Annotated in this window: 22 protein-coding genes; 11 read left to right on the top strand and 11 right to left on the bottom strand. The window is 63.9% G+C overall.

Annotated elements, in window-relative coordinates; all coding sequences use genetic code 11:
- Positions 1–5 precede the first annotated feature (5 nt).
- Complete coding sequence (locus BI49514_RS12600; RefSeq protein WP_101546863.1) at positions 6–1,001, bottom strand: AAA family ATPase; 996 nt, start codon at positions 999–1,001, stop codon at positions 6–8.
- 701 nt (positions 1,002–1,702) lie between these two features.
- Here BI49514_RS12600 and nrdH point away from each other — a divergent pair.
- From nrdH to nrdF, 4 genes are all read left to right on the top strand, one after another.
- A complete protein-coding gene (gene nrdH, locus BI49514_RS12595) occupies positions 1,703–1,948 on the top strand; it encodes a glutaredoxin-like protein NrdH (protein ID WP_025778731.1) in 246 nt (81 codons plus the stop codon).
- 2 nt (positions 1,949–1,950) lie between these two features.
- On the top strand, positions 1,951–2,364 hold the full coding sequence (gene nrdI, locus BI49514_RS12590; RefSeq protein WP_101546862.1) for a class Ib ribonucleoside-diphosphate reductase assembly flavoprotein NrdI: 414 nt from the start codon (positions 1,951–1,953) through the stop codon (positions 2,362–2,364).
- 5 nt (positions 2,365–2,369) lie between these two features.
- A complete protein-coding gene (gene nrdE / locus BI49514_RS12585) occupies positions 2,370–4,496 on the top strand; it encodes a class 1b ribonucleoside-diphosphate reductase subunit alpha (protein WP_257904130.1) in 2,127 nt (708 codons plus the stop codon).
- Between the two features lie 145 nt (positions 4,497–4,641).
- Positions 4,642–5,613, top strand: coding sequence for a class 1b ribonucleoside-diphosphate reductase subunit beta (gene nrdF, locus BI49514_RS12580; RefSeq protein ID WP_098731519.1), 972 nt, complete (start codon positions 4,642–4,644; stop codon positions 5,611–5,613).
- A gap of 227 nt (positions 5,614–5,840) precedes the next feature.
- Here the strand turns inward: nrdF and BI49514_RS16590 are convergent, their stop codons facing one another.
- The 6 genes from BI49514_RS16590 to sdhC form a co-directional block, all read right to left on the bottom strand.
- Entirely contained in the window at positions 5,841–6,011 is a 171-nt protein-coding gene (locus tag BI49514_RS16590) for a hypothetical protein (protein WP_155807412.1), read from the bottom strand.
- A gap of 415 nt (positions 6,012–6,426) precedes the next feature.
- The gene (locus BI49514_RS12575; RefSeq protein ID WP_101546860.1) at positions 6,427–7,653 is read right to left on the bottom strand and encodes a D-alanyl-D-alanine carboxypeptidase family protein; all 1,227 of its coding nucleotides are present in this window, start codon (positions 7,651–7,653) and stop codon (positions 6,427–6,429) included.
- Between the two features lie 341 nt (positions 7,654–7,994).
- On the bottom strand, positions 7,995–8,783 hold the full coding sequence (locus BI49514_RS12570) for a succinate dehydrogenase iron-sulfur subunit (protein WP_101546859.1): 789 nt from the start codon (positions 8,781–8,783) through the stop codon (positions 7,995–7,997).
- Positions 8,783–10,543 carry a succinate dehydrogenase flavoprotein subunit gene (sdhA, locus tag BI49514_RS12565; RefSeq protein WP_101546858.1) on the bottom strand — a complete coding sequence of 587 codons (1,761 nt, stop codon included), beginning with the start codon at positions 10,541–10,543 and terminating at the stop codon, positions 8,783–8,785. The genes BI49514_RS12570 and sdhA overlap by 1 nt, the downstream gene beginning before the upstream one ends.
- Before the next feature lie 9 nt (positions 10,544–10,552).
- Positions 10,553–11,002, bottom strand: coding sequence for a succinate dehydrogenase hydrophobic membrane anchor subunit (locus BI49514_RS12560; protein WP_025778711.1), 450 nt, complete (start codon positions 11,000–11,002; stop codon positions 10,553–10,555).
- A gap of 1 nt (position 11,003) precedes the next feature.
- Entirely contained in the window at positions 11,004–11,381 is a 378-nt protein-coding gene (sdhC, locus tag BI49514_RS12555) for a succinate dehydrogenase, cytochrome b556 subunit (protein ID WP_092011973.1), read from the bottom strand.
- Positions 11,382–11,726: 345 nt separating this feature from the next.
- Here sdhC and BI49514_RS12550 point away from each other — a divergent pair, with 345 nt between their 5' ends.
- From BI49514_RS12550 to BI49514_RS12530, 5 genes are all read left to right on the top strand, one after another.
- Positions 11,727–12,836 (top strand): mannose-1-phosphate guanylyltransferase, encoded by a 1,110-nt coding sequence (locus BI49514_RS12550; protein WP_101546857.1) that lies wholly within the window; start codon positions 11,727–11,729, stop codon positions 12,834–12,836.
- Between the two features lie 255 nt (positions 12,837–13,091).
- Positions 13,092–14,264, top strand: coding sequence for an amidohydrolase (locus BI49514_RS12545; RefSeq protein ID WP_101546876.1), 1,173 nt, complete (start codon positions 13,092–13,094; stop codon positions 14,262–14,264).
- Between the two features lie 110 nt (positions 14,265–14,374).
- The gene (locus BI49514_RS12540) at positions 14,375–15,541 is read left to right on the top strand and encodes a BMP family ABC transporter substrate-binding protein (protein ID WP_101546856.1); all 1,167 of its coding nucleotides are present in this window, start codon (positions 14,375–14,377) and stop codon (positions 15,539–15,541) included.
- A gap of 29 nt (positions 15,542–15,570) precedes the next feature.
- Positions 15,571–16,680, top strand: coding sequence for an adenosine deaminase (locus tag BI49514_RS12535; protein WP_101546855.1), 1,110 nt, complete (start codon positions 15,571–15,573; stop codon positions 16,678–16,680).
- On the top strand, positions 16,677–17,117 hold the full coding sequence (locus tag BI49514_RS12530; RefSeq protein ID WP_244195169.1) for a hypothetical protein: 441 nt from the start codon (positions 16,677–16,679) through the stop codon (positions 17,115–17,117). Before BI49514_RS12535 ends, BI49514_RS12530 begins: the two co-directional genes overlap by 4 nt.
- Positions 17,118–17,419: 302 nt before the next feature.
- On the opposite strand, the gene BI49514_RS12525 is transcribed toward BI49514_RS12530, so the two are convergent.
- From BI49514_RS12525 to BI49514_RS12510, 4 genes are all read right to left on the bottom strand, one after another.
- A complete protein-coding gene (locus BI49514_RS12525; protein ID WP_101546853.1) occupies positions 17,420–18,622 on the bottom strand; it encodes an FAD-dependent monooxygenase in 1,203 nt (400 codons plus the stop codon).
- Positions 18,623–18,699: 77 nt separating this feature from the next.
- On the bottom strand, positions 18,700–19,410 hold the full coding sequence (locus tag BI49514_RS12520) for a hypothetical protein (RefSeq protein ID WP_101546852.1): 711 nt from the start codon (positions 19,408–19,410) through the stop codon (positions 18,700–18,702).
- Positions 19,411–19,525: 115 nt separating this feature from the next.
- Positions 19,526–20,215, bottom strand: coding sequence for a GNAT family N-acetyltransferase (locus BI49514_RS12515; protein ID WP_101546851.1), 690 nt, complete (start codon positions 20,213–20,215; stop codon positions 19,526–19,528).
- 75 nt (positions 20,216–20,290) lie between these two features.
- Positions 20,291–20,785, bottom strand: coding sequence for a MarR family winged helix-turn-helix transcriptional regulator (locus tag BI49514_RS12510; RefSeq protein WP_101546850.1), 495 nt, complete (start codon positions 20,783–20,785; stop codon positions 20,291–20,293).
- 197 nt (positions 20,786–20,982) lie between these two features.
- Between BI49514_RS12510 and sucC the strand changes: the two genes are divergently transcribed.
- The gene (sucC, locus tag BI49514_RS12505) at positions 20,983–22,152 is read left to right on the top strand and encodes an ADP-forming succinate--CoA ligase subunit beta (protein WP_101546849.1); all 1,170 of its coding nucleotides are present in this window, start codon (positions 20,983–20,985) and stop codon (positions 22,150–22,152) included.
- Between the two features lie 18 nt (positions 22,153–22,170).
- Positions 22,171–23,067: a succinate--CoA ligase subunit alpha gene (sucD, locus tag BI49514_RS12500; protein ID WP_101546848.1), complete on the top strand. Its 897-nt coding sequence runs from the start codon at positions 22,171–22,173 to the stop codon at positions 23,065–23,067.
- The last annotated feature ends 346 nt before the right edge of the window (positions 23,068–23,413 follow it).

The following is a 23,413-nucleotide window of genomic DNA, read 5'->3' as shown; positions in this document are numbered from 1 at the left end:
GCCGATCAGGGAGTGGGCACTGCCATGAGGAGGGCATCGACGATCTGGGCGCTCGTGATGTTCTCGGCGGCGGCTTCGAAGTTGAGTTGGATGCGGTGGGCCAGCACTCGGTGGGCGAGGTCCTTGATATCTTCGGGGATGACGTAGTTGCGGCCGCGGATCATCGCCAGCGCCCGGCCGGCGTTCGTGAACGCGATGGAGGCACGCGGGCTGGCTCCGTATTCGATGAACGGGGCGAAGCGGCCGAGGTACTTCGTCGTATTGCGGGTGGCGTGGACGAGTTCGACGAGGTAGCGGGTGATGGCCGGGTCGATGTAGACGGTGCGGGCGTAGCTCTGCATGGTCACGACATCGTCGAGCGAGCAGGCCGGATCGGGCACCGAGTCCTTGTCGAAGACCCCGGAGTCGAGGCGGGAGAGGATCTCGACCTCTTCACTGGGGTTCGGGTGGGTGAGCAGGTCCTTGATCATGAACCGGTCGAGTTGGGCTTCGGGCAGCTGGTAGGTGCCCTCCTGTTCGATCGGGTTCTGCGTGGCCATGACGAGGAAGGGGCGGGGGAGGTCGAAGCGTTTGCCGCCGATCGTCGTCTGCTTCTCCTGCATGGCCTCGAGCATCGCCGACTGGGTCTTCGCCGACGACCGGTTGATCTCATCGAGCAGGACGATGTTCGCATGCACGGGACCGAGCACGGTGTTGAACGACCCCTCGTGTGCGTTGTAGATCTGCGAGCCGATGATGTCGGCCGGCAGCAGATCCGGGGTGCACTGGATGCGGGAGAACTTGCCGTCCACGGCATTGGCCAGAGCCGCGGCCGCCGTGGTCTTCGCCAGCCCCGGCACACTCTCCAGCAGCAGGTGACCGCTGGAGAGAAGTCCGATGAGCAGGGATTCGCGCAGGCGCTGCTGCCCGACGACGAAATCGTCGAGGTAGGACTCCAGAGCCTTGAGGATCGTCTGTGCGTGCGCGATCTCCTGCGTGTTCGCCGGTGCCGTTGCCGTCATGGTCCCTCAGTCTCTCGGTGTCACTGGTGCCTCGATGCCGCGTGTCTTTCGGTGTCACTGTGGTCGTTCAGCCACGCCGTCTGATGCGTTTCTGTGGTCTCCAGCATATTGGCTGGCACTGACACGCAACAGCCGAGAACGTTGCAGTGCTGACACACGGAGCAGTGCCAAGTCCGACGTGCCTCCGTCCGCCACCTGCATTCACAGCACGGCCATCTCATGTCAGGACCGGGCTGTAGCGTCGATGGAACCGACGGACGGATGTGAGGAGGTGCTGTGATGATCGCCTCTGCCTCGACGTGACCGGTGCCGCACGAGGGAGTTCGGAATCGTCGGTCGTGGGCTCCGCGACATGCCCACAGGCAAAAATTTTTCCTGTGGACAGCGGTGGAAAACGGAGGTGGAGAACGGGTCGAAAATCGGCCCCGAAGCCGCCGATCCCAGCGTCCTCGCAGGTGATCGAACTACATGAGTGTCGTTCACAGCCTGTGGACGATTGTGGACGGTGATGACACAGGGTGTGGAACCTGCAAATGACACTGGTGTAACACTGGATATAGGGGTAAGGTCTAACCCGAACACAACATCTAGTGGTCGCCCCTGAGCCTGCGCCTCGTGATATTCATCATGATCGAGCAGTTGACGGGACACGGTCACAGCCATCAGAATGCCGAACTGCACAGCAGAATGAAGGAGTCGTCATGATCACCGTGTACACCAAGCCAGCTTGCGTCCAGTGCAACGCCACCTACCGTGCTCTCGACGCCAAGGGCCTGAAGTACAAGTCGGTGGATCTCAGCGTCGACGAGAACGCCCTCGACGTCGTCAAGGCCATGGGCTACATGCAGGCTCCCGTCGTCGTCACCGACAACGATCACTGGTCGGGCTTCCGTCCGGACAAGATCGCCACCCTGACCGGCGAACAGTCTGCGTCCGTCGTGGCCTGACAATGCTGCTGGTCTACTTCTCCGCCAATTCCGAGTACACGCACCGCTTCGTCGCGAAGCTGCGTCACCCGGCAGTGCGGTTGCCGACGTTGACCAAGGAGCCGACGCTGCGAGTGGATGAGCCATTCGTTCTCGTCACCCCCACCTATGGGGCCGGTCGCAATCGTGGGGCTGTTCCCAAACAAGTCATCAAGTTCCTCAATGTCGAAGAGAACCGGCGCCATCTGGTCGGTGTCATCGGCGCCGGAAACACGAACTTCGGCATGGACTACTGCCGCGCGGCCTTCAAGGTCGCGGCAAAGTGTCAAGTACCCCTCATGTATCGAGTCGAACTCCTGGGCACTCAGGAAGATGTCGACGCTGTCAACCTAGGATTGGACAAACTGTGCGCGAGCTCGCTGAAGACCGCAATGTAGAGGACATCATCCGCGAAGAGACGGATCTGGATTACCACGCGCTCAACGCGATGCTGAACCTGTACGACGAGGACGGCAGGATCCAGTTCGAGCGTGACAAGCAGGCTGCCCGGCAGTACTTCCTGCAGCACGTCAACAACAACACCGTCTTCTTCCACAACCTCAAGGAGAAGCTCGACTACCTCGTCGAGAAGGACTACTACGAGCCCGAGGTTCTGGAGCAGTACTCGTTCGATTTCATCGAGCAGCTCTCGACGCGCGCCTACGATCAGAAGTTCCGCTTCCAGACCTTCCTCGGCGCGTTCAAGTTCTACACCTCCTACACGCTGAAGACCTTCGACGGAAAGCGCTATCTCGAACGCTTCGAGGACCGCGTCGTCATGGTCGCTCTCTTCCTGGCTCGCGGAGACGAGACTCTGGCCACCGAGCTCGTCGACGAGATCATCGCCGGCCGCTTCCAGCCGGCCACCCCGACGTTCCTCAACGCCGGCAAGAAGCAGCGCGGTGAGCTCGTCTCCTGCTTCCTGCTGCGCATCGAAGACAATATGGAGTCGATCGGTAGGTCCATCAACTCCGCTCTGCAGCTGTCCAAGCGCGGCGGCGGCGTGGCCTTCGCTCTGACGAACATCCGCGAGTCCGGTGCACCGATCAAGAAGATCGAGAACCAGTCTTCGGGCGTCATCCCCGTCATGAAGCTGCTCGAGGACTCGTTCTCCTACGCCAACCAGCTCGGAGCCCGCCAGGGTGCCGGTGCCGTGTACCTGCACGCCCACCACCCCGACATCTACAAGTTCCTCGACACCAAGCGCGAGAACGCCGATGAGAAGATCCGGATCAAGACCCTGTCCCTGGGCGTCGTGATCCCGGACATCACCTTCGAACTGGCCAAGCGCAACGAGGACATGTACCTCTTCAGCCCCTATGACGTCGAGCGCGTCTACGGTGTGCCCTTCTCCGACATCAACGTCACCGAGAAGTACACCGAACTCGTCGACAACGCGGCGATCAAGAAGAAGAAGATCAACGCCCGCGAGTTCTTCCAGACTCTGGCCGAGATCCAGTTCGAGTCCGGCTACCCGTACGTGATGTTCGAGGACACCGTCAACAAGGCGAACCCGATCGACGGCAAGATCATCATGTCCAACCTGTGCTCGGAGATCCTCCAGGTCTCCGAACCGAGCAAGTACGACGACGATCTCGGCTATGACGTCGTCGGCAAGGACATCTCCTGCAACCTCGGTTCGCTCAACATCGCTCTGACGATGGACTCGAGCAACTTCGGGCAGACGATCGAGACCGCGATCCGCGGACTCACTGCGGTCGCCGAGACCTCGAACATCCAGTCCGTGCCTTCGATCGCCCGCGGCAACGACATGTCGCATGCCATCGGCCTGGGGCAGATGAACCTCCACGGCTACCTTGCTCGTGAGCACATCTACTACGGTTCCGATGAGGGCCTGGACTTCACGAACATGTACTTCTACACCGTCGCCTACCACTGTGTGCGGGCGTCGATGGAAATCGCGAAGGAGCGCGGTGAGACCTTCGCCGGCTTCGAGCGGTCGAAGTACGCCACAGGCGAATACTTCGACAAGTACACCGATGAGGTCTGGCAGCCGCGCACCGCTCGTGTGACCGAGCTGTTCTCCGAAGCAGGCGTGCACATCCCGACCCAGGACGACTGGCGCGAGCTCAAGGCTCAAGTGGCTGAGCACGGCATCTACAACCAGAACCTCCAGGCCGTGCCGCCGACCGGTTCGATCTCCTACATCAACAACTCGACCTCGTCGATCCACCCGGTGGCATCGAAGATCGAAATCCGCAAGGAGGGCAAGGTCGGCCGCGTGTACTACCCGGCTCCCTTCATGGACAACGACAATCTCGAGTACTACCAGGATGCCTACGAGATCGGCTACGAGAAGATCATCGACACGTATGCCGAGGCCACGAAGCATGTGGACCAGGGGCTGTCGCTGACGTTGTTCTTCATGGACACCGCCACCACTCGTGACATCAACAAGGCGCAGATCTACGCGTGGCGCAAGGGCATCAAGACCATCTACTACATCCGGCTCCGGCAGCTTGCCCTGCAGGGCACGGAGGTCGATGGCTGCGTCTCCTGCATGCTCTGATGATGGAATCGGCGGACCGATGTGAATCGGTCTGCCGGCTTCGTGCGGGTCCCAAGTCGCCGGCTGGGCCTGCACACATGACTTTCGTCTGCCGCGCAGACAGCACGTACTTACGACGAACAGCACTTTGGGAAGAGAGAGAGCGTTGGAGAATCTGACTCTGGCATCGCATGTCGATGCCATCAACTGGAACCGCGTCGTCGATCCGATCGATGACGAGGTCTGGGACCGCCTGACCGGCAACTTCTGGCTGCCGGAGAAGGTCCCGCTGAGCAACGACATCCAATCCTGGGCGACTCTGACCGACGATGAGAAGACGCTGACGATGCGCGTCTTCACCGGTCTGACCCTGCTCGACACGATTCAGGGCACCGTCGGTGCGATCTCGCTCATCCCGGATGCGGTCACGCCGCACGAAGAGGCGGTGCTGACGAATATCGCGTTCATGGAGAGCGTGCACGCGAAGTCGTACTCTTCGATCTTCTCGACCCTGTGCTCGACGAAGGAGATCGACGAGGCCTTCCGCTGGTCGCGTGAGAACAAGTACCTGCAGTCCAAGGCGGATATCATCCTCAGCTACTATCGGGGTGACGATCCGCTCAAGCGCAAGGTCGCCTCGACGCTGCTCGAGTCCTTCCTCTTCTACTCCGGCTTCTACCTGCCCATGTACTGGTCGGCACACGCCAAACTGACGAACACCGCTGACCTCATCCGTCTGATCATCCGCGATGAGGCCGTGCACGGCTACTACATCGGCTACAAGTATCAGAAGGGTCTGGAGTCGCAGTCCGAGGAGCGCAAGCAGGAGCTCAAGGACTACACGATGAACCTCATGTTCGAGCTCTACGAGAACGAGGTCGCCTATACCCACGACCTCTACGATTCGGTGGGACTGTCCGAGGACTGCAAGATGTTCCTCCACTACAACGCCAACAAGGCGCTGATGAACCTCGGTTACGAAGCGATGTTCCCCAAGGAGGTCACGCAGGTCAACCCGGCCATCCTCGCGGCTCTCTCGCCCGGCAGCGATGAGAACCACGACTTCTTCTCCGGTTCGGGATCGTCCTACGTTATCGGCAAGGCTGAGAACACCGAAGACGACGACTGGGACTTCTGAGTCCTCGCGCCACAGATGCCGAAACGGCCCATCCGAGCACACTCGCTCGGATGGGCCGTTGGCCGTTGTCATAGGGGAGTGTAGCCGTATTCGATGCGGCCGTGAATGACAGACGCCCACCCGCTGCTTAAAACCCGGCAGCAAGTGGGCGTCTTCTCAATCAGTGAGGATCGGGCCGACCCGGTTGGGCCGTGCTGATCCCTGCAGATCGGGGTGACCGAGGTTTATCAGGCGGCGGCCATCGGCGTGATCTCACGCAGCGAAGTGCCGGTGAACAGCACAACACGGCCGGTCGCATCTTCGATCGTGATCTCACCAGGAGCCTGACGGCTGATCCGGGGATCGATCATTCCTGCGTGTGCGAGTCCGCGCTGGACCCACTGTGGGAACTCAGACATGGTTCCCTCCTTTCTTCAGTTGTGAATAGCAGGCAACGACGCGCGCTATTCTTCAGGTTCTCAATACGGCGATTGGGTGGTCGCCATGGGGATCTGCGATTCGAAGAGACACAGTGTCCGGAACATTCATCTGCAAAGTCGAACCATGATCGGGGCCTACGACTTCAAAAGCTTGTCGTCAGGAGCAACGCAACGATCGGTTCGATGAATGCGGACAACTTCGAACGCAAGTTCTAAGCGTAACGCGTCTATGTCGACGTTGTCCAATTGAGGGCAGATCCCTGGGCCCAGGCCGACCGACCTTACCGCCGGGAATCTCGCCGGGGCGGCACCGAACTTTACTGCTGATCCTCTCGCCGTGGTGGACCTGCAAATCGTTTTTGCCGGCCTCTGGCCGAGGAGGCTCTGAATGTTCCTATCGTCGGCCCTGCATCCGTGCCCGGATTCGCAGCCACAGGATCACCGTGGCGATGAAGAGTACGACCCCACCCGCCAAGAGGACGAGCGCCAGGGGATTGTCCAGTGCTGCACCGACAGTCTGGGACGCTATGGATGGCTCCGATTCATCGGACTTCTGGGACTCCGTCGTTCCGCTCGAATCCGATTCGGCGCCCCCGGCATCACTCGAGCTGCCAGTGGCGGTGGGGGCCGCCTCGGCGGTGGCCTGAACCCCGACGGGCACGGTCTGCAGCGATTTCGGGTCCTTCTGGGCGAAATCCCAATCGAGCAGGTCGACGGCTACTTGGCGAGAGTTGTTGTCGATGCCGAGCATGGTCGCGACCACACGGTGCCCGTCACGCTCGGCCACGGCGACGTACGAGCCCTTCGCAGCCCGAGTGAACCCGTTCTTCAGGCCCAGCCCGCCGTCGACCTGGCCGACGATTTTCGTATGGTTCTGGATCTCGTAGCCCTTGAACTTCTCTTTCGTCTGCGGGTTCTTTCCGCCCGGGAATTTGAACGTCTCCGTGCCGATGACCTTCATGAGGTAGTCGTCTTCGCACACCGCCCACGCGAGCTTCATGAGGTCCTCAGCGGTCGTGTACTGGCCCTTTGCATCGAGTCCCGAGGTGTTCTTCGCCTGCGTATTCGACATGCCCAGCTCGGCGGCCTTCTCGTTCATCAGCTTCACGGCCTTGTCCTGCCCGCCGGCTGCACGACCCAGAGCATTCGCCGCATCATTGGCGCTCGACATCAGCATCGCGTGGAAGAGCAGATCGATGGAGTACTTGTTCGTCTGCATGAGACCGACCTTCGTCCCATCGACTTCCATGTCCTCGAACTCGGCGGTCACTTTCTTCTTCCTGTCGTCGAACTCGTCCACGAGCGCCAGAGCCGTGAGCAGCTTGATCGTCGACGCCGGAGCGTGCCGCTTCTCCACATTCTTCGCCACATGCAGCTCCCCGGAGTCGAGGTCGCCGACAAGCCAGGACGTGCCCGTCGGCTCCGGCGGCTTCGCACCGTCACCGAGGTCCTCTGGACTGACATACGCCGGTGTTGTCGACTCCGCCGGCTGCGGCACCGCGTGTGTGGGGGCGGGGGAGTGGACGAGCTGCGCGGCGACCATCAGCAGCGCGGCGGCGAAGCCGATGATGCTCAGTGGAAGGGCGCGTAGTGAGGAAGCAGTCGAGCCGGTGAAACGCATGCGCACCAGTCTACTTTCGCCGCAAGCAGCTCGTCCTCAGGATTCCCTCACTCGGACGAACAATCAACGAGGCGGCACCCACCGAGGCATCCCCACCGAGGCGGCACCCACCGAGGCATCCCCACCGGCAGGGGTGCCCCCCCATCGGCTCGAGTGAGCTTTAGGTACAGATTCTTTCGGACTGCTCAGGTTCCTCACTGTGCAATTGAGAGAATTGTGTACCGAAATCCGGCTGGAGCACGGTCGAAGCGACGACACCCCACCCACCGAGGCGGGACAGACGAAAGCGGCCCCGCACCAAATGGTGCGGGGCCGCTGCAGTCCGGATCAGGCTGGCGCGATCAGAATGCGCGCTGCAGGATCGCCTGCTTCACCTCGGCGATGGCCTTGGTGATCTCGATGCCGCGAGGGCAGGCCTCGGTGCAGTTGAAGGTGGTGCGGCAGCGCCACACGCCTTCCTTGTCGTTGAGGACCTCGAGACGCATGTCTCCGCCTTCGTCACGCGAATCGAAGATGAAACGGTGCGCGTTGACGATCGCGGCCGGACCGAAGTACTGGCCGTCGGTCCAGAACACGGGGCACGACGAGGTGCACGCAGCGCAGAGGATGCACTTCGTGGTGTCGTCGAAGGCCGCACGCTGTTCGGCGGACTGCAGACGCTCACGCGTGGGCTCGTGTCCCGAGGTGACGAGGAACGGCATGACCTCGCGGTACGACTGGAAGAAGGGCTCCATGTCGACGATCATGTCCTTCTCGAGCGGAAGGCCCTTGATCGCCTCGACGGTGATCGGCTTGGACGTGTCGAGGTCCTTGAGCAGCGTCTTGCAGGCCAGGCGGTTGCGGCCGTTGATGCGCATCGCATCGGAGCCGCAGACGCCGTGGGCGCAGGACCGGCGGAAGGACAGCGAACCGTCGATCTCCCACTTGATCTTGTGGAGAGCATCCAGCACACGGTCGGTGCCGTACATCGTGATGCTGTATTCCTCCCAGTGCGGCTCGGAATCGACCTCGGGGTCGAAGCGAGCGATCCGGAAGGTGCAGTCGAAGGACGGGATGGACCCGCCTTCGCCTGACACATGTGTCGGCAGGTCGATCTTCGACGCTGGCTCTGGGGTGGTATCGGTGCTCATCAGTACTTACGCTCCATCGGCTGGTAACGGGTGACGATGACGGGCTTCGTCTCAAGACGCATGCCCTTGATGCCGTCGGTCTCCGCTTCGGGATCGAGGTAGGTCATCGTGTGGTGCATGAATTTCTCGTCGTCACGATCCGGGAAGTCCTCGCGGAAGTGTCCTCCACGCGATTCCTTGCGGTGGATGGCGGCGACAGAGATGACCTCGGCGAGCTCGAGCAGGAAGCCGAGCTCGACGGCCTCGAGCAGATCGAGGTTGTAGCGCTTGCCGCGGTCCTGGATGCCCACGTTGTTGTAGCGCTCGCGCAGTTTGGCGATCTCATCGAGTGCCTCACGCAGAGTCTCGTCGGTGCGGAAGACCTGCACGTTGGCGTCCATGATGTCCTGCAGATCCTTGCGGATCGCTGCGATGCGTTCGGTGCCGTCCGAGGTGCGCATCTTCTCGAGCATCTCGACGACGTCGTTCGCCGGGTTCTCGGGCAGTTCGACGGACTCGGCGGTCTTCGCGTATTCCGCGGCGGCGATGCCGGCGCGTTTGCCGAAGACGTTGATGTCGAGCAGCGAGTTCGTGCCCAGACGGTTCGAACCGTGCACCGACACGCAGGCGCACTCACCGGCGGCGTAGAGGCCGGGGATGACGGTGTCGTTGTCTGCGAGGACTTCGGCCTCGATGTTCGTCGGGATGCCGCCCATCGCGTAGTGCGCGGTCGGGAAGACCGGCACCGGCTCTGTGTAGGGCTCCACACCGAGGTAGGTGCGGGCGAACTCGGTGATGTCCGGCAGCTTCTCGTCGATGTGTGAGGGCTCGAGGTGGGTGAGGTCGAGCAGGACGTAGTCCTTGTTCGGCCCGCAGCCACGGCCTTCGCGCACTTCGTTGGCCATCGAACGGGCCACGATGTCACGCGGAGCGAGGTCCTTGATCGTCGGGGCGTAGCGCTCCATGAAGCGCTCACCCTCGGAGTTGCGGAGGATGCCGCCCTCACCGCGAGCCGCCTCGGAGAGCAGGATGCCCAGGCCGGCGAGGCCTGTCGGGTGGAACTGGAAGAACTCCATGTCCTCCAGCGGGATTCCGCGGTTGTAGGTCACGGCCATGCCGTCACCGGTCAGGGTGTGCGCGTTCGAGGTGGTCTTGAAGACCTTGCCGACACCGCCGGTGGCGAAGACGACCGACTTGGCCTGGAAGACGTGGATCCCACCGGTGGCCAGTTCGTAGGACACGACGCCTGCGGGGCGCTTGACCCCGTCGACCTCGGTCATGAGGAGATCGAGGACGTAGAACTCGTTGTAGAACTCCACACCGTGCTTGACGCACTGTTGGTACAGGGTCTGGAGGATCATGTGACCGGTGCGGTCGGCGGCGTAGCAGGAGCGGCGCACAGCGGACTTGCCGTGGTCGCGGGTGTGACCGCCGAAACGACGCTGGTCGATCTTGCCTTCGGGGGTGCGGTTGAACGGCAGCCCCATCTTCTCGAGATCGAGGACGGCGTCGATGGCTTCCTTGGCCATCACCTCGGCGGCGTCCTGGTCGACCAGGTAGTCACCGCCCTTGACGGTGTCGAAGGTGTGCCATTCCCAGTTGTCCTCTTCCACGTTCGCCAGTGCGGCGCACATTCCGCCCTGGGCGGCTCCGGTGTGCGAACGGGTGGGGTAGAGCTTGGTGAGAACGGCGGTGCGGGCACGCTGGCCCGACTCGATCGCCGCACGCATGCCGGCGCCGCCGGCACCGACGATGACGACGTCGTAATGATGTACCTGCATGTTTCTCCTTTAGGCCTTGCAGAACTCAGCCAGGACCGAGGGGTCCGCTCCGGCCGGGCAGGGATCGAACGTGAAGATGACGAGCGTGCCGAGCACGATGACGATGACCGAGGCGATGTAGAGGATCACCTGCAGGGACATGCGTGTGCCGGGCTTCTCGGAGTAGTCCATGATGATGGTGCGCAGACCGTTGGTGCCGTGCAGCATCGCCAGCCACAGCATGAGCAGATCCCAGATCTGCCAGAACGGGCTGGCCCACTTGCCTGCGACGAAGCCGAAGTCGATGGCCTGGACGCCGTCGCCGGCCCACAGGTTCACGAACAGGTGGCCGAAGATGAGGATGACGAGCACGACGCCGGAGATGCGCATGAACAGCCATGCGAACATCTCGAACTTCGAACGCGTCGACTTGTGCCGGGAGTAGCCGGTCCGCGGAGCCGGAATGGATGTTGTGCTCATGTCAGCCTCCGAAGGTGTGCATCAGCTGGCGGGGAATGAAGGCGATCATGATGATGAGCCACACAATCATGACTCCCCAGAACAGCTTCTTCTGGTTTTTCGGGCCACTCTTCGAGAAATCGACGAGAATGACGCGCAGACCGTTGAACGCATGGAATGCGATGGCGGCGACGAGCGCGATCTCACCGAATGCCATGACCGGTGTCTTATAGGTTCCGATCACTGCGTTGTAGGCCTCGGGCGAGACGCGGACGAGTGCAGTATCGAGCACGTGGACCAGAAGGAAGAAGAAGATTCCGACGCCTGTGACGCGATGCGCGACCCAGGACCACATTCCTTCGTTTCCTCGGTACAGAGTGCCCGTAGACGCTTTGGCCACGGAGCATCCTCCATCTTGAATATTCGGGTGTGTACGTCTAGAAACTACGCCGAAGACCGCTTCGGTGCCAGTCGAGACACAGCTGAGCGTCCCGGATCACACCGCAACCCTGGCAATTCCCTCAAAACTGGGATTTCGTGTCTCACGAAATTTCAATTACATCATAGTCGTGTGCTCTAAATTATTGCGCTCTCGTCCTGACCTGGGCGGCCCAGGAACTGAGGCGCACCATCACCGAGGCGGCCCTGAGGTGGGGAGATCCCCACCGGAGCCTTGGGGATTGGCTCATCCGACACGGCGGACAACGTCGGGGAAGGTGTGCCCGAACTCTGAGACACTGAGACCGTGAACACGCACTTCCACGCCATCATCCCCGCCGGCGGATCCGGAACGCGCCTGTGGCCGTTGTCTCGCCGGGCGACGCCGAAGTTCCTCCACGATGTCCTCGGCCTCGGTCGCACCCTCCTCCAGGCCACCTGGGACCGGGTCGCGCCGTTCGTCGGCGACGACAGAGTCTGGGTGGTCACCGGCGAGAGCCACTTCGATCAGGTCGCCGAACAGCTGCCGCATATCGCCCGCGGCCAGATCATCACCGAACCCTCCCCGAAGGACTCTGCCGCCGCCATCGGACTGGCGGCCATGATCATCGCCCGCGAGGACCCCGACGCCATCGTCGGTTCGTTCTCTGCCGACCATTCGATCACGAACGTCGACGAATTCCGACTCGTCATCGACCAGGCCGTCGCTGCCGCGGAGACCGGTGACATCGTCACCATCGGCATCATGCCCCGCAATCCCGCCACCGCCTACGGTTATATCGAGACCGGTGAGCTGCTCGGGCTCGACGGGGCGCCCACGGCCAGGCGGGCGCTGGCATTCGCGGAGAAGCCGGAGGCGAGCACGGCTCGTCAGTATGTGAATTCCGGACGCTACCGCTGGAACGCAGGCATGTTCATCGCCAAGGCATCCTCCCTTCTCGACATCCTCGCCGAGGAGGACCCCGCCCTCTACTCCGGGCTGGCCCGGATCGCCGAGGCCTGGCACACCCCAGATCATGACGAGGTCCTCAGTGCCGTGTGGCCCGGACTGGAGAAGCGAGCCATCGACTATGTGGTGGCCGAACCCGCGGCCGCGGCCGGTCGTGTCATCGTCATCCCCGGTGACTTCGGCTGGGACGACGTCGGCGACTTCGACTCGGTGGCCCGACTGCGCCAGCCGGTTCCCGGGGAGCCGCGCGGAGTGATCTCGATCGGCGGGAACACCGACCTGCTCGAAGTCGATGCCTCGGGAGTCGTGTTCTCCGAAGGACCGAGGACGGTGGCGATCGTCGGACTCGAAGACCTCGTCGTCGTCGACACCGACGACGTCCTGCTCATCACCTCCCGTTCACACGCCCAGGATGTGAAGAAGGCAGTGTCCGTCGCCGGTGAGCGCGGACTCGACGAACTGCTCTGATCCTGACGCCCGCCTCCGGGGCGGACGGATGCGAACCTGGCCGGGCACGACAAGTGTGGACTGAGCTCGACCTGGTCGTGCGTGCCAGGGGTGGGCGGATATGAACTGGGCGGTCGCCTCGGCGAGGGCGGGGAGCAGGATGCGAAGTATGTCGAAATTGGTCGCAATGGGCACATTTATGACATCGAGTGCCTAACATTGCTTGAAATGTTCGACATCGCCCATCCCCGACCTCCCCGCCCTGAAGGACCCGACGTGATCAGCTCGACAATCGCTGAGATCGGTGCAGAACTCATCGATTTCCGCCGCGACATCCATGCCCATCCGGAACTGTCCTTCCAGGAGTTCGAGACCACCGACAAGATCGTCGCCCGCCTCGAGGCCGCAGGTCTCAGACCCCAGCGCCTCGAAGGCACCGGGGTCGTCTGCGAGGTCGGCGAGGGTCCGGTGGCCGTGGGGCTGCGAGCCGATATCGACGCCCTGCCCGTCGATGACCTCATCGATGAGGAATTCCGTTCCACCGTTCCCGGCGTCGCCCATGCCTGCGGCCACGACGTCCACCTGACCTCCCTCATCGGCGCCGGCATCGCCCTGCAGAAGATCGATCAATCACGGCCCGGCGGCCTCGGCGGAGGGGTGCGACTGATCTTCCAGCCCGGCGAGGAAGTCACCCCGGGTGGTGCGCTGCGCGTGATCTCGCAGGGTGTCCTCGACGATGTGCCCGAGGTCTATGCCGTCCACTGTGACCCGAACGTCGACATCGGCAAGGTCGGTTCGCGCATCGGCGCCATCACCGCTGCCGGCGACACGGTCATCATCCGCCTCTCCGGTCACGGCGGGCACACCTCCCGTCCCCATCTGACCGAAGACCTCGTCTATGCGCTCGGCAAGCTCGCGACCGACCTGCCCTCGACCCTGGGCCGGCTGATCGATCCGCGGCACGCGATCTCCCTGGTGTGGGGCGAGATCAGCGCCGGCCATGCCGCCAACGTCGTCCCCAGCGAGGGGATCCTGCGCGGAACCCTGCGCTGCCTCGACGTCGACGGCTGGAACCAGGTCGCCGAGGTGCTGCCCGAGCTCGTCGACCGCATCGCCGGACCGTACGGAGTCGAGGTCGACCTCGAACACCGCCGAGGCGTCCCCCCGGTGGTCAACACAGAAGACCAGGTCACCCTCATCGAATCCGCCGTCCGCGGGGAACTCGGCGAGAACTCCGTGCAGCTGACCCCGCAGTCCATGGGCGGGGAGGACTTCGCCTGGTACCTCACCCACTGCCCGGGTGCGCTCATCCGGCTGGGTACCCGCACACCCGGCGGTATCACCTACGACATCCACCAGGGTGATCTGCTCATCGACGAACGCGCCGTGGAGATCGCCGCCCGCGTGTTCACCGCCACCGCGCTCAAGGTCCTCGACCGCGATCGCTGATCGACCAGTCACGGTCGGCGACCGTTCGACAGTGATCGGCGGCTGCTTCGCTGCGCCGGCTGTCCACGCTGATTACCCGGCCAAGACGGCGGGCCGATAATCTTGATGTCATGAGTCTCCGAGTCCGCAGCACCTCCATCGCCGCCTTCGCCGCGGTGGGCACCCTGGTGCTGACCGGCTGCTCCGGCACGACTCCCGAGGCCCTCGTAGAGGAACGGCTCGGCTGCCTCGTCTCGGCCCCGGCCGGCTTCGACGATCACTCGGCCGGTGCGCTCACCCTCGAGGAGGCGGAACTGGCCCGTGGAGCCGGGGTCTTCTCGGGTACCTCGAGTCAACGTGTCTCGGGTGGGTCGGCCACTTCGGCGGCATTGGATCGGATGCACAGAAACGACTGTGCCCTGACCACGGTGATCGGACCCGGGGGAGCGGACGAACTCGCGGACTTCGCCGCCGCCCACTCCGACGATCTGTTCCTCGGGGTCTCCAGCGGCACCGATGACCTGCCGAAGAACGTGCTGAGCATGGACTTCGACCTCGTCCCGCCCGCGTTCATCGCCGGCTACACCGCAGCCATCGCCTCGGAGACGGGGAAGGTCGGGGTCGTCGTCGCGCACGGTTTCCCCCAGTCCGAACGTATTCTGGCCGCCTTCGACGCCGGGGTCGACCTGTACAACAAGGAGAAGGACGAGGACCTGCCGAAGGCGGAGTCCTACCGTCCCTCCTCCGGCGGGGCCGCCTCGGCGAACGGTTCGCCTCGGGCGATCGACGATGCCCGCGACGCCGGGAACGACTACTTCGAACGGTCCTTCGATGCCGATGTCGATGTGCTCGTTCCCTTCGGATCGGCGGCCGCGATGGGGGTGGTCACCTCGGCGGATGAGAAGCGGACCGAGCTGACCGCGGCCACACAGGACCCGGACGGCGACGACGAGGGACCGAGCTTGCCGAAGGTCGTCTGGTACGGCACCGCCGGCGGGTTCTCCAAGGCGATCGTAGCCACCGTGGAGCCGAACGTGCGCCGCGGACTGCGCACGATGTTCCCCGACTGGCCTCAGAGCAAGAACCCCGACGAGGTGGCCCCCGCCCCGACGACCGGGCCCGAGGAGATCGGCGGATTCCGCGTCGCCGACCGCCGCTACTGGGGCACCCTCGACAACGGGGGAGTGCGCATCGTCGCCGAGGACGGATTCCTCTCCCGTGTCTCCGACGCCGGACGCGGAATCACGGACCTGCGCGAGCGGATCAAGAGCGGGGAGATCGACCCGGAGAAAGGATGAGGGGCGCGCGCCGCATCGGATAAGCTGAGATGGTGATGAATGTACCCGCCGGCGTCGCATCGGACGACCCCATCCTGCAGCTGCCCAAAGTCTCCCTCCACGATCACCTCGACGGCGGTCTGCGCCCGTCGACGATGCTCGAACTGGCCGACTCGATCGGTCACACCCTGCCCGCCTCCGATGTCGAATCGCTGCGCCGGTGGTTCTCGGAGTCCGCGAACTCCGGTGACCTGGTCCGCTACCTCGAGACGTTCTCGCACACCGTGGCGGTCATGCAGAGCGAGGACAACCTGCGCCGCGTGGCCAAGGAATGGGTCCTCGACCAGGTGGCCGACGGAGTCTTCTACGCCGAGGCCCGGTGGGCTCCCGAACAGCACCTCGAAGGCGGACTCGAACTCGACGCCGTCGTCGAAGCCGTCCAGGACGGTCTGGAAGCCGGCGTCTCCGAGGCCGCGGCCGAGGGCAAATACATCCGCGTCGGACAGCTCATCACGGCCATGCGCCAGGCCGACAACTCGCTGGCGATCGCCGAACTGGCCATCCGCCATCGTGAGAAGGGTGCGGATTCCGGTGTCGTCGGCTTCGACATCGCCGGACCCGAGAACGGCTTCCCGCCGTCTGCGCACCTCTCCGCTTTCAACGCCCTGCACCAGGCATATGTGCCGGTGACGATCCATGCCGGTGAGGCCGCCGGCAAGGAATCAATCCACGAGGCGGTCACCATCTGCCACGCCCAGCGTCTGGGCCATGGTGCGCGCATCGTAGAGGACATGGACATCGTCGACGGTCAGGGGCAGCTCGGCAGCCTCGCCGCCTGGGTCCTCGATCAGCAGATCCCGCTCGAACTGTGCCCGAGTTCCAACCTGCAGACCGATATCGGCGGCACCATCGCCAGCCACCCGATCACGGGGCTCAAGGATCTCGGCTTCGCGGTCACCATCAACCCGGACAACCGACTCATGTCCGGCACTTCCGTGTCGCGTGAGATGCGTCTGCTCGTCGATGAGGCCGGTTGGAACCAGACCGACCTCGAATGGGCGACGGTCAACGCCATCACCGCTGCCTTCCTGCCGCTGGATGTGCGCGAGCGCATGCTCGACGAGATCCTCATCCCCGGATTCGCCCGGGTGACCATTTGAGCTCACACAATGACCGGGCCGCAGCGTCTGGTGCCTCACCGGAGCCTGAGGGACACGGCGTTCCGACCCCACGGGCGATGCTTCTGCCCGTGAGCGTCCTCGGCATGCAGGCGCTGGCCCTGGTCGGTGCGGCGGTGTCGTTCGTCATCACCGCGATCACCGCCGGCCCCTTGGCGGCTTCGCTGATCGGTCTGGCCGTCATGTTCCTCATCTTCGCGGCCGGTGTCGGCGCCGCGGCCCGGGGCGCCTGGCGTCTGCATCGGTGGGCGCGTCCGGCGGCGATCGCCTTCGAGCTGCTCGTCATCGTCTTCGCCTTCAGCGTCATCGGCGGTTCCCTGTGGCTGGGGCTGGCCTGCCTGGTCACCGCCATAGCCGTGCTCTTGGGCTTCTTCCTGCCCGCCGTCGTCGACGCCTACAACCGCGCCCTGACCGACTAGGCGGGTTTAAGCGGGTACTCGTCCGGATGTAGGTCGTTATCGGATACTTTCGAGCGAGAGAAGTATCCGATACCGACCTGAATTCTGCGCTGTGTATCCGATGGCGACCTGCGTTCTTTCGAATTCGAGCCTTTGCAACCACCCACCACCGCTGGGAGAATCCGTTAACTGTGCCAAGATTGCCCAAAAACAGCGTCAGAATGGCAATCTGCGCACACTTAATTCATGTCAGCGGTGCTGGCTGGGCGGATTCCGACCGACAGCGCCGTCCGCAGTGCGCCAGCGGCAGCCGGCCGGCAGCCTCACAAGGGCGGCGGTGACCATTTCTGGACGCTCGCAGCCTGAGCGGCGATGAGTCGTGAGGGAACCGCTGAGAAAACGGCGTTGCGCAGGCCCGCCAAGAACGGCGATTCGAGTTGGAACACCTGCCCCATCAGCCGAGACTTCTGGGCGATCGACTGCGTCCGCGGGCGGCGCAGCGAGTCATAGCGGCCCAGTGCCGCAGCGACGGTCTTGGCCGATGATTCGGCAGCGCCGCCGGATCGGCGGCGCGCGAGCAACGGGGCGAGCAGGACGGTGAGCGTCGCCGCGTCTTCGAGGGCCTGACCTCCTCCCTGACCGAGGTTCGGCGTCATCGCATGCGCGGCATCGCCGAGGAGGACGACTCGGCCGCGGTGATAATGACGCAACCGGCGGGAGAGGTCGGAGATCGCGGTGCGGCGGATCTCATCGGAGGGGGTGGCGGCGATGAGATCGGCGATGGGGGAGTGCCAGCTTGTGAACATCTGCTCGATCGTCGCCTTCTCATCGGCGAAGACCGCGTTCTGCGGCATATTCGCCACGGCGAACCAATAGACGCGGCCGTCGGCCAGTGGAGCGATGCCGAATCGGCGTCCGTGCCCGACCGGCTCCCCGGCCTCGCCGGACAGATCCACCGGCACCGAGGTGATGCCCCGCCACGCGGAATACCCGGAGTACCGCGGTGCCACCAGTTCACCGTCGACGACGGTGCGGACCCGGCTGCGCAGACCGTCGGCGCCGATGATGAGGTCGAAACGCTCTGCCTTCGACTCCGTCGTGGGAGCTTCCTCGGCGGACCCGGCCCTGATAGTCAGCGTTCCATCGGTGCCGGTCGCCGTCGCCTCGGTGCCGGTGCGCACTGTCCCAGGAGCCAGAGCATCGAGGAGGATGCGGTGGAGGTCGGCCCGGTCGACGATGCGCAGCGCACCGACGGAATCATTGGGCACCTGAGCGATCCAGCGGCCGTCGGCAAGACGCTGGCCCGCGGCGAAACCTTCGACGCTGGCATCGGTCACGGCGTCGAACGCCTCACGCAGACCGAGAGACTCCAGCGCGGCAAGCCCGTTGGCGAAGATCGACAGTCCCGAACCACCGGCCCTCACTTCGGGGGCACGTTCGAACACGGTGACCTCGGCGCCGACCCTCTGCAGTCCCACGGCCGCTGAGAGTCCGCCGATTCCAGCTCCGATGACAGCGATCTTCATGAACTCATCGTCGCACGCAGAACGCCGGGTGACGACGCCGCCGGCTGCACCAAGGCGAGGCGAGGAGTGCCCGGAGATTACTGGAGGAACTCTCCGCAGGCTTCGGTGAGGTAGTCACCGGCGACCCCGCCCTCTTCGCCGAGGCTGATGGCTGTCATCTGGATGCCCCACCAAACGCGCGGCGAACCGCCCCACTGTTGGCGGAACTCCTCGCGACGACCGGGATCCTCGGCGAGGTCGTCGGCGGCCAGGCCGATGCGGTCCTGGGCATCATCGGCGGTGCAGCGCTTCGCGTCATCCGGGCCCTTCGGGTCGAGCTCTGGAATGTCTTCGTCATCGACGGTCTTGAGTGTGTAGGCCGAGTTGCCGATCTCCTCGACCTCGAAAGTGCCGTGGATGAGCAGGAACGGGGAGGCACCGTCGTCGACGTTCTTCGAGTCGACGGTGACGCTGACGCTGTCGGGGCTGTCGGCGGTCACGGTCGTCTCGCCGGAGTCGGGGACTTCCGGGTTGCCGGTGTGCACGTAGACCTTGAGGTAGGCCTCGGTCTTCTTCTCGGCCGCCTCGGCGAGGCCCTGCCACAGCGGGTCGGTGTCCTTCGCCCCACCTGGCGAGGAATCGACGATGGACACCTTCGGTGCATCGTCTGGCTTCTCGATTGGGGTGACTTCTTCTCTGCTCACCGAGGGGCGCGGCTGGGGTCGGGTCTCATCGGGAGTCGACACGCAGGCCGTCGTCGTGGCCAGCAGTGCTGCGGCGGACAGCAGGGCAAGGGGGCGAAGTCGCATGGTTCCTCGAGGTGTCTCAGCGTCCAAATGGTGTCGCTTCCACCCTAATGCGCGGGACGGCCCGAGACCGGGTGGACGCGCGGCGATGCGGCGAAAGCGGCGCAGGTGCGAGGCCTCAGCCGCGGCGCGCTGCGGCGATGAGTTCGCGCAGGCTCTGGCGCTGGCCGCCCGCGGCATCGAAGTTCGCTTCGTCGAGCCACTGCTCATAGGCCGATCGCAGCGCCGGCCATTCGCTGTCGATGATCGAGAACCACGCGGTGTCGCGGTTGCGGCCCTTGTACACGAGGTGCTGCCGGAACACTCCTTCGAAGGTGAACCCGAAGCGTTCGGCGGCCGCTTTCGACGGGGCGTTCGCGTCATCGCACTTCCACTCGAACCGTCGGAAACCGGAGGCGAAGGCGAGATCGGCGCAGAGGAAGAGCGCCTCGGTGGCTGCTCGCGTCCGCCGCAGCCCCGGACCCCAGAGGATGTGCCCGATCTCCATGACCCCGTTGGCGGTGTCGATGCGCATCAGTGCCTGCCGCCCCTCGGCTCGACCGGTGGATCGGTCCACGACGGCGAAGAAGAGGGGATCCGAGGAGGTGGCCGCCTCGGCGATCCAGGTATCGAAGTCGCTGCGTTCGGTCTGCGGAGACTGCGGCAGGTAGCGGAACCGCTCCTCGATCCCGTCGGGAACTGAGACCGCAGCGAACAGATCATCGCCGTGGACGGCAGGATCGAGGGGCTCGAGATCGACGTAATGACCGTGGATGGGCTCTCGCCGAGGCGGCTGTGCACCGGTGAAATTCGTGAGGTCGTCGTTCATGGTTGGGTCCTCGTCGTTGGGGTTCGGGTGGGTTTCGTGCGTCCGTGCCTGTGGTTGGGCAGGTGTGACTGGGGTTCAGTCCTCGCCGCCGTCGAAGCCGGTGGACAGCTCGCGCAGCAGCCCGGCGAGTTTGCGACTGCCGGCGGGGGTGAGGCCGCTGAGGATCTCGCGCTCCTTCACGAGCAGGTCCGCCAGGGCGGAGTCGACGGTGGCGCGGCCGCTGTCGGTGAGGTGAACGAGCACTCCGCGGCGATCACCCGGATCGGGGCGACGCTCCACCCATCCGCGGGCCACGAGGCGGTCGATGCGATTGGTCATGGTGCCGCTCGTGACAAGCGTCTCCTGCAGCAGCGTCGAGGGGGAGAGCTGATAGGGCTCACCGGCTCGGCGGAGGGCGGAGAGCACGTCGAAGGCCCATCCCTCGATTCCGTAATCGGCGAAGCTCGCCTTCCGTGCCAGGTCCAACTGCCTAGCCAGCCGCGAGACTCGGGAGAGGATCTCCATCGGGGAGACGTCGAGATCCGAACGCTCACGTCGCCAGGCTGCGACTATTCGATCCACTTCGTCCATGAATCGATTTTACGTCCATATCAAGAATCTTGAGAGCAAAGATACTTTTTGACGAGAGATTCCTTACGCTCAGGGTCCATTTAATCTGCAAGGTTGGATGGACGGGTGCGTTTGGGAATATGGTTGTCCTTGGTTGTTGCATCCGTCAACGAACCTGCAGGGGCCAACCACCCGGCAGTGAGAGCGAAGGAATACACGTGGATCTTTTCGAGTATCAAGCACGTGACCTGTTCGAGAAGCACGGAGTGCCCGTGCTCAAGGCCCAGGTCGCGACGACGCCAGAAGCAGCGAAGAAGGCAGCCGAAGATCTTGGCGGCGGTGTCGTCGTCGTCAAGTCTCAGGTCAAGATCGGCGGCCGTGGAAAGGCCGGCGGCGTCAAGGTCGCCAAGAACCCCGATGAGGCCGAGGCACGCGCCAAGGACATCCTGGGTCTCGACATCAAGGGCCACATCACCGAAAAGGTGATGATCGCCGAAGGTGCCGACATTGCTGAGGAGTACTACTTCTCCGTCCTCCTCGACCGGTCCAACCGCACCTACCTGGCCATGTGCTCGAAGGAAGGCGGAGTGGAGATCGAGCAGTTGGCCGTGGAACGTCCGGAAGCGCTCGCCAAGATCCCCGTCTCCGCCATCGACGGCATCAACGATGCCAAGGCGGCAGAGATCGCCGAGGCGGCCGGCTTCGACGCCGATACCGCCGCGAAGGTCGCCCCCGTGCTGACCAGCCTGTGGACCGTCTTCGAGAAGGAAGACGCCACCCTCGTCGAGGTCAACCCGCTGGTCAAGACCGGTGCCGGTGACATCATCGCCCTCGACGGCAAGGTCTCGCTCGATGACAACGCCGACTTCCGCCAGAAAGAGCACGAGGAGCTGCGCGACATCAGCGCAGAGAACCCGCTGGAACTCAAGGCCAAGAAGCTCGACCTCAACTACGTCAAGCTCGACGGTGAGGTCGGAATCATCGGCAACGGCGCAGGACTGGTCATGTCGACCCTCGACGTCGTCGCCTATGCAGGTGAGAACCACAGCGGCGTCAAGCCCGCGAACTTCCTCGACATCGGAGGCGGCGCCTCGGCTGAGGTCATGGCCAACGGACTCGACGTCATCCTCGGCGATGATCAGGTGAAGTCCGTCTTCGTCAACGTCTTCGGCGGAATCACCGCCTGTGACGCCGTGGCCGACGGCATCGTCAAGGCACTCGAGATCCTCGGCGACCAGGCCACCAAGCCGCTCGTCGTCCGCCTCGACGGCAACAACGTGGAAGAGGGACGCGCCATCCTGCAGAAGGCCGCGCACCCGCTCGTCACGCTCACTGACACGATGGACGGTGGAGCCGACAAGGCCGCCGAACTGGCTGCTGCCAAGTAAGGAAAGGTCTTTACAACAATGTCTATCTTCCTGAATTCCGATTCGAAGATCATCGTCCAGGGCATCACCGGCGGAGAGGGCTCGAAGCACACCGCCCGCATGCTCGCCGCCGGATCGAACGTCGTCGGCGGTGTCAACGCCCGCAAGGCCGGCACCACTGTGAAGCACAACGACCAGGCCGGCAACGAGGTCGAACTCCCCGTGTTCGGAACCGTGGCCGAGGCGATGGAAGCCACCGGTGCTGACGTGTCCGTGGCCTTCGTGCCGCCGGCATTCTCCAAGGACGCCGCGATCGAGGCCATCGACGCGAAGATCGGTCTGCTCGTCATCATCACCGAGGGCATTCCCGTGCAGGATTCGGCCGAGGTCTGGGCTCGTGCGCAGGCGGCCGGAAACGCCACCCGCATCATCGGGCCCAACTGCCCGGGCATCATCACCCCCGGTGAGTCGCTGGCCGGCATCATCCCGGCCAACATCACGAAGAAGGGCAAGCTGGGCCTCGTCTCGAAGTCCGGCACCCTGACCTACCAGATGATGTACGAGCTGCGTGACCTCGGCTTCTCGACCGCCATCGGCATCGGCGGAGACCCGGTCATCGGCACCACGCACATCGATGCGCTCGAAGCCTTCGAGGCCGATCCTGACACCGAAGCCATCGTCATGATCGGCGAGATCGGCGGAGACGCCGAAGAGCGTGCTGCCGCCTTCATCAAGGAGAACGTGACGAAGCCGGTCGTCGGCTACGTCGCAGGCTTCACCGCTCCCGAGGGCAAGACCATGGGCCACGCCGGCGCCATCGTCTCCGGCTCCTCGGGAACCGCTCAGGCCAAGAAGGAAGCCCTCGAGGCTGCAGGCGTCAAGGTCGGCAAGACCCCGACCGAGACCGCCGAACTCATGCGCGGACTCCTCGCCTGAGTCGCGTGAGACGCAACCGCTGCTGAGGGCGGGCCAGCCGATTTCGACCGGCTGGCTCGCCCTCAGTGCATACCAGCTGGCTCAAAGTGCAGGCGCACGGCATAAATGCTCTGCTCCTGCACTTTGAGCCAGCTGCTGTCTTTGGAGGATGAACTGCGCCGATTGTGGCGGTGCGCAACAGCTGGGTCAACGTGCGGGCGCAGCGCGCACATGCTCTGCGCATGCACGTTGAGCCAGCGGGTGTATGGAGAGGTGCGTGACGCCGGCGACTCCACTCCGGACAATTCGCCGCGCGTGGACCGCACCGCACACCTCGCGCGGCACGTACTAGTCTGAGATCGTGAAC

Origin of the sequence: Brevibacterium iodinum ATCC 49514, from assembly GCF_900169265.1 — a bacterium.
GTDB classification, from domain to species: Bacteria; Actinomycetota; Actinomycetes; order Actinomycetales; family Brevibacteriaceae; genus Brevibacterium; species Brevibacterium iodinum.
Note: the sequence above shows the minus strand (reverse complement) of the source record. Positions and strands in the feature narration are given on the sequence as shown.

Bases quoted from the DNA above. Each gene is read 5' to 3' on its own strand.
- BI49514_RS12600 (WP_101546863.1), bottom strand. From the start codon at position 1,001: ATGACGGCAACGGCACCGGCGAACACGCAGGAGATCGCGCACGCACAG.
- nrdH (WP_025778731.1), top strand. From the start codon at position 1,703: ATGATCACCGTGTACACCAAGCCAGCTTGCGTCCAGTGCAACGCCACC.
- nrdI (WP_101546862.1), top strand. From the start codon at position 1,951: ATGCTGCTGGTCTACTTCTCCGCCAATTCCGAGTACACGCACCGCTTC.
- BI49514_RS16590 (WP_155807412.1), bottom strand. From the start codon at position 6,011: ATGTCTGAGTTCCCACAGTGGGTCCAGCGCGGACTCGCACACGCAGGA.
- BI49514_RS12575 (WP_101546860.1), bottom strand. From the start codon at position 7,653: ATGCGTTTCACCGGCTCGACTGCTTCCTCACTACGCGCCCTTCCACTG.
- BI49514_RS12570 (WP_101546859.1), bottom strand. From the start codon at position 8,783: ATGAGCACCGATACCACCCCAGAGCCAGCGTCGAAGATCGACCTGCCG.
- sdhA (WP_101546858.1), bottom strand. From the start codon at position 10,543: ATGCAGGTACATCATTACGACGTCGTCATCGTCGGTGCCGGCGGCGCC.
- BI49514_RS12560 (WP_025778711.1), bottom strand. From the start codon at position 11,002: ATGAGCACAACATCCATTCCGGCTCCGCGGACCGGCTACTCCCGGCAC.
- BI49514_RS12540 (WP_101546856.1), top strand. From the start codon at position 14,375: ATGAGTCTCCGAGTCCGCAGCACCTCCATCGCCGCCTTCGCCGCGGTG.
- BI49514_RS12535 (WP_101546855.1), top strand. From the start codon at position 15,571: ATGGTGATGAATGTACCCGCCGGCGTCGCATCGGACGACCCCATCCTG.
- BI49514_RS12525 (WP_101546853.1), bottom strand. From the start codon at position 18,622: ATGAAGATCGCTGTCATCGGAGCTGGAATCGGCGGACTCTCAGCGGCC.
- BI49514_RS12520 (WP_101546852.1), bottom strand. From the start codon at position 19,410: ATGCGACTTCGCCCCCTTGCCCTGCTGTCCGCCGCAGCACTGCTGGCC.
- BI49514_RS12515 (WP_101546851.1), bottom strand. From the start codon at position 20,215: ATGAACGACGACCTCACGAATTTCACCGGTGCACAGCCGCCTCGGCGA.
- BI49514_RS12510 (WP_101546850.1), bottom strand. From the start codon at position 20,785: ATGGACGAAGTGGATCGAATAGTCGCAGCCTGGCGACGTGAGCGTTCG.
- sucD (WP_101546848.1), top strand. From the start codon at position 22,171: ATGTCTATCTTCCTGAATTCCGATTCGAAGATCATCGTCCAGGGCATC.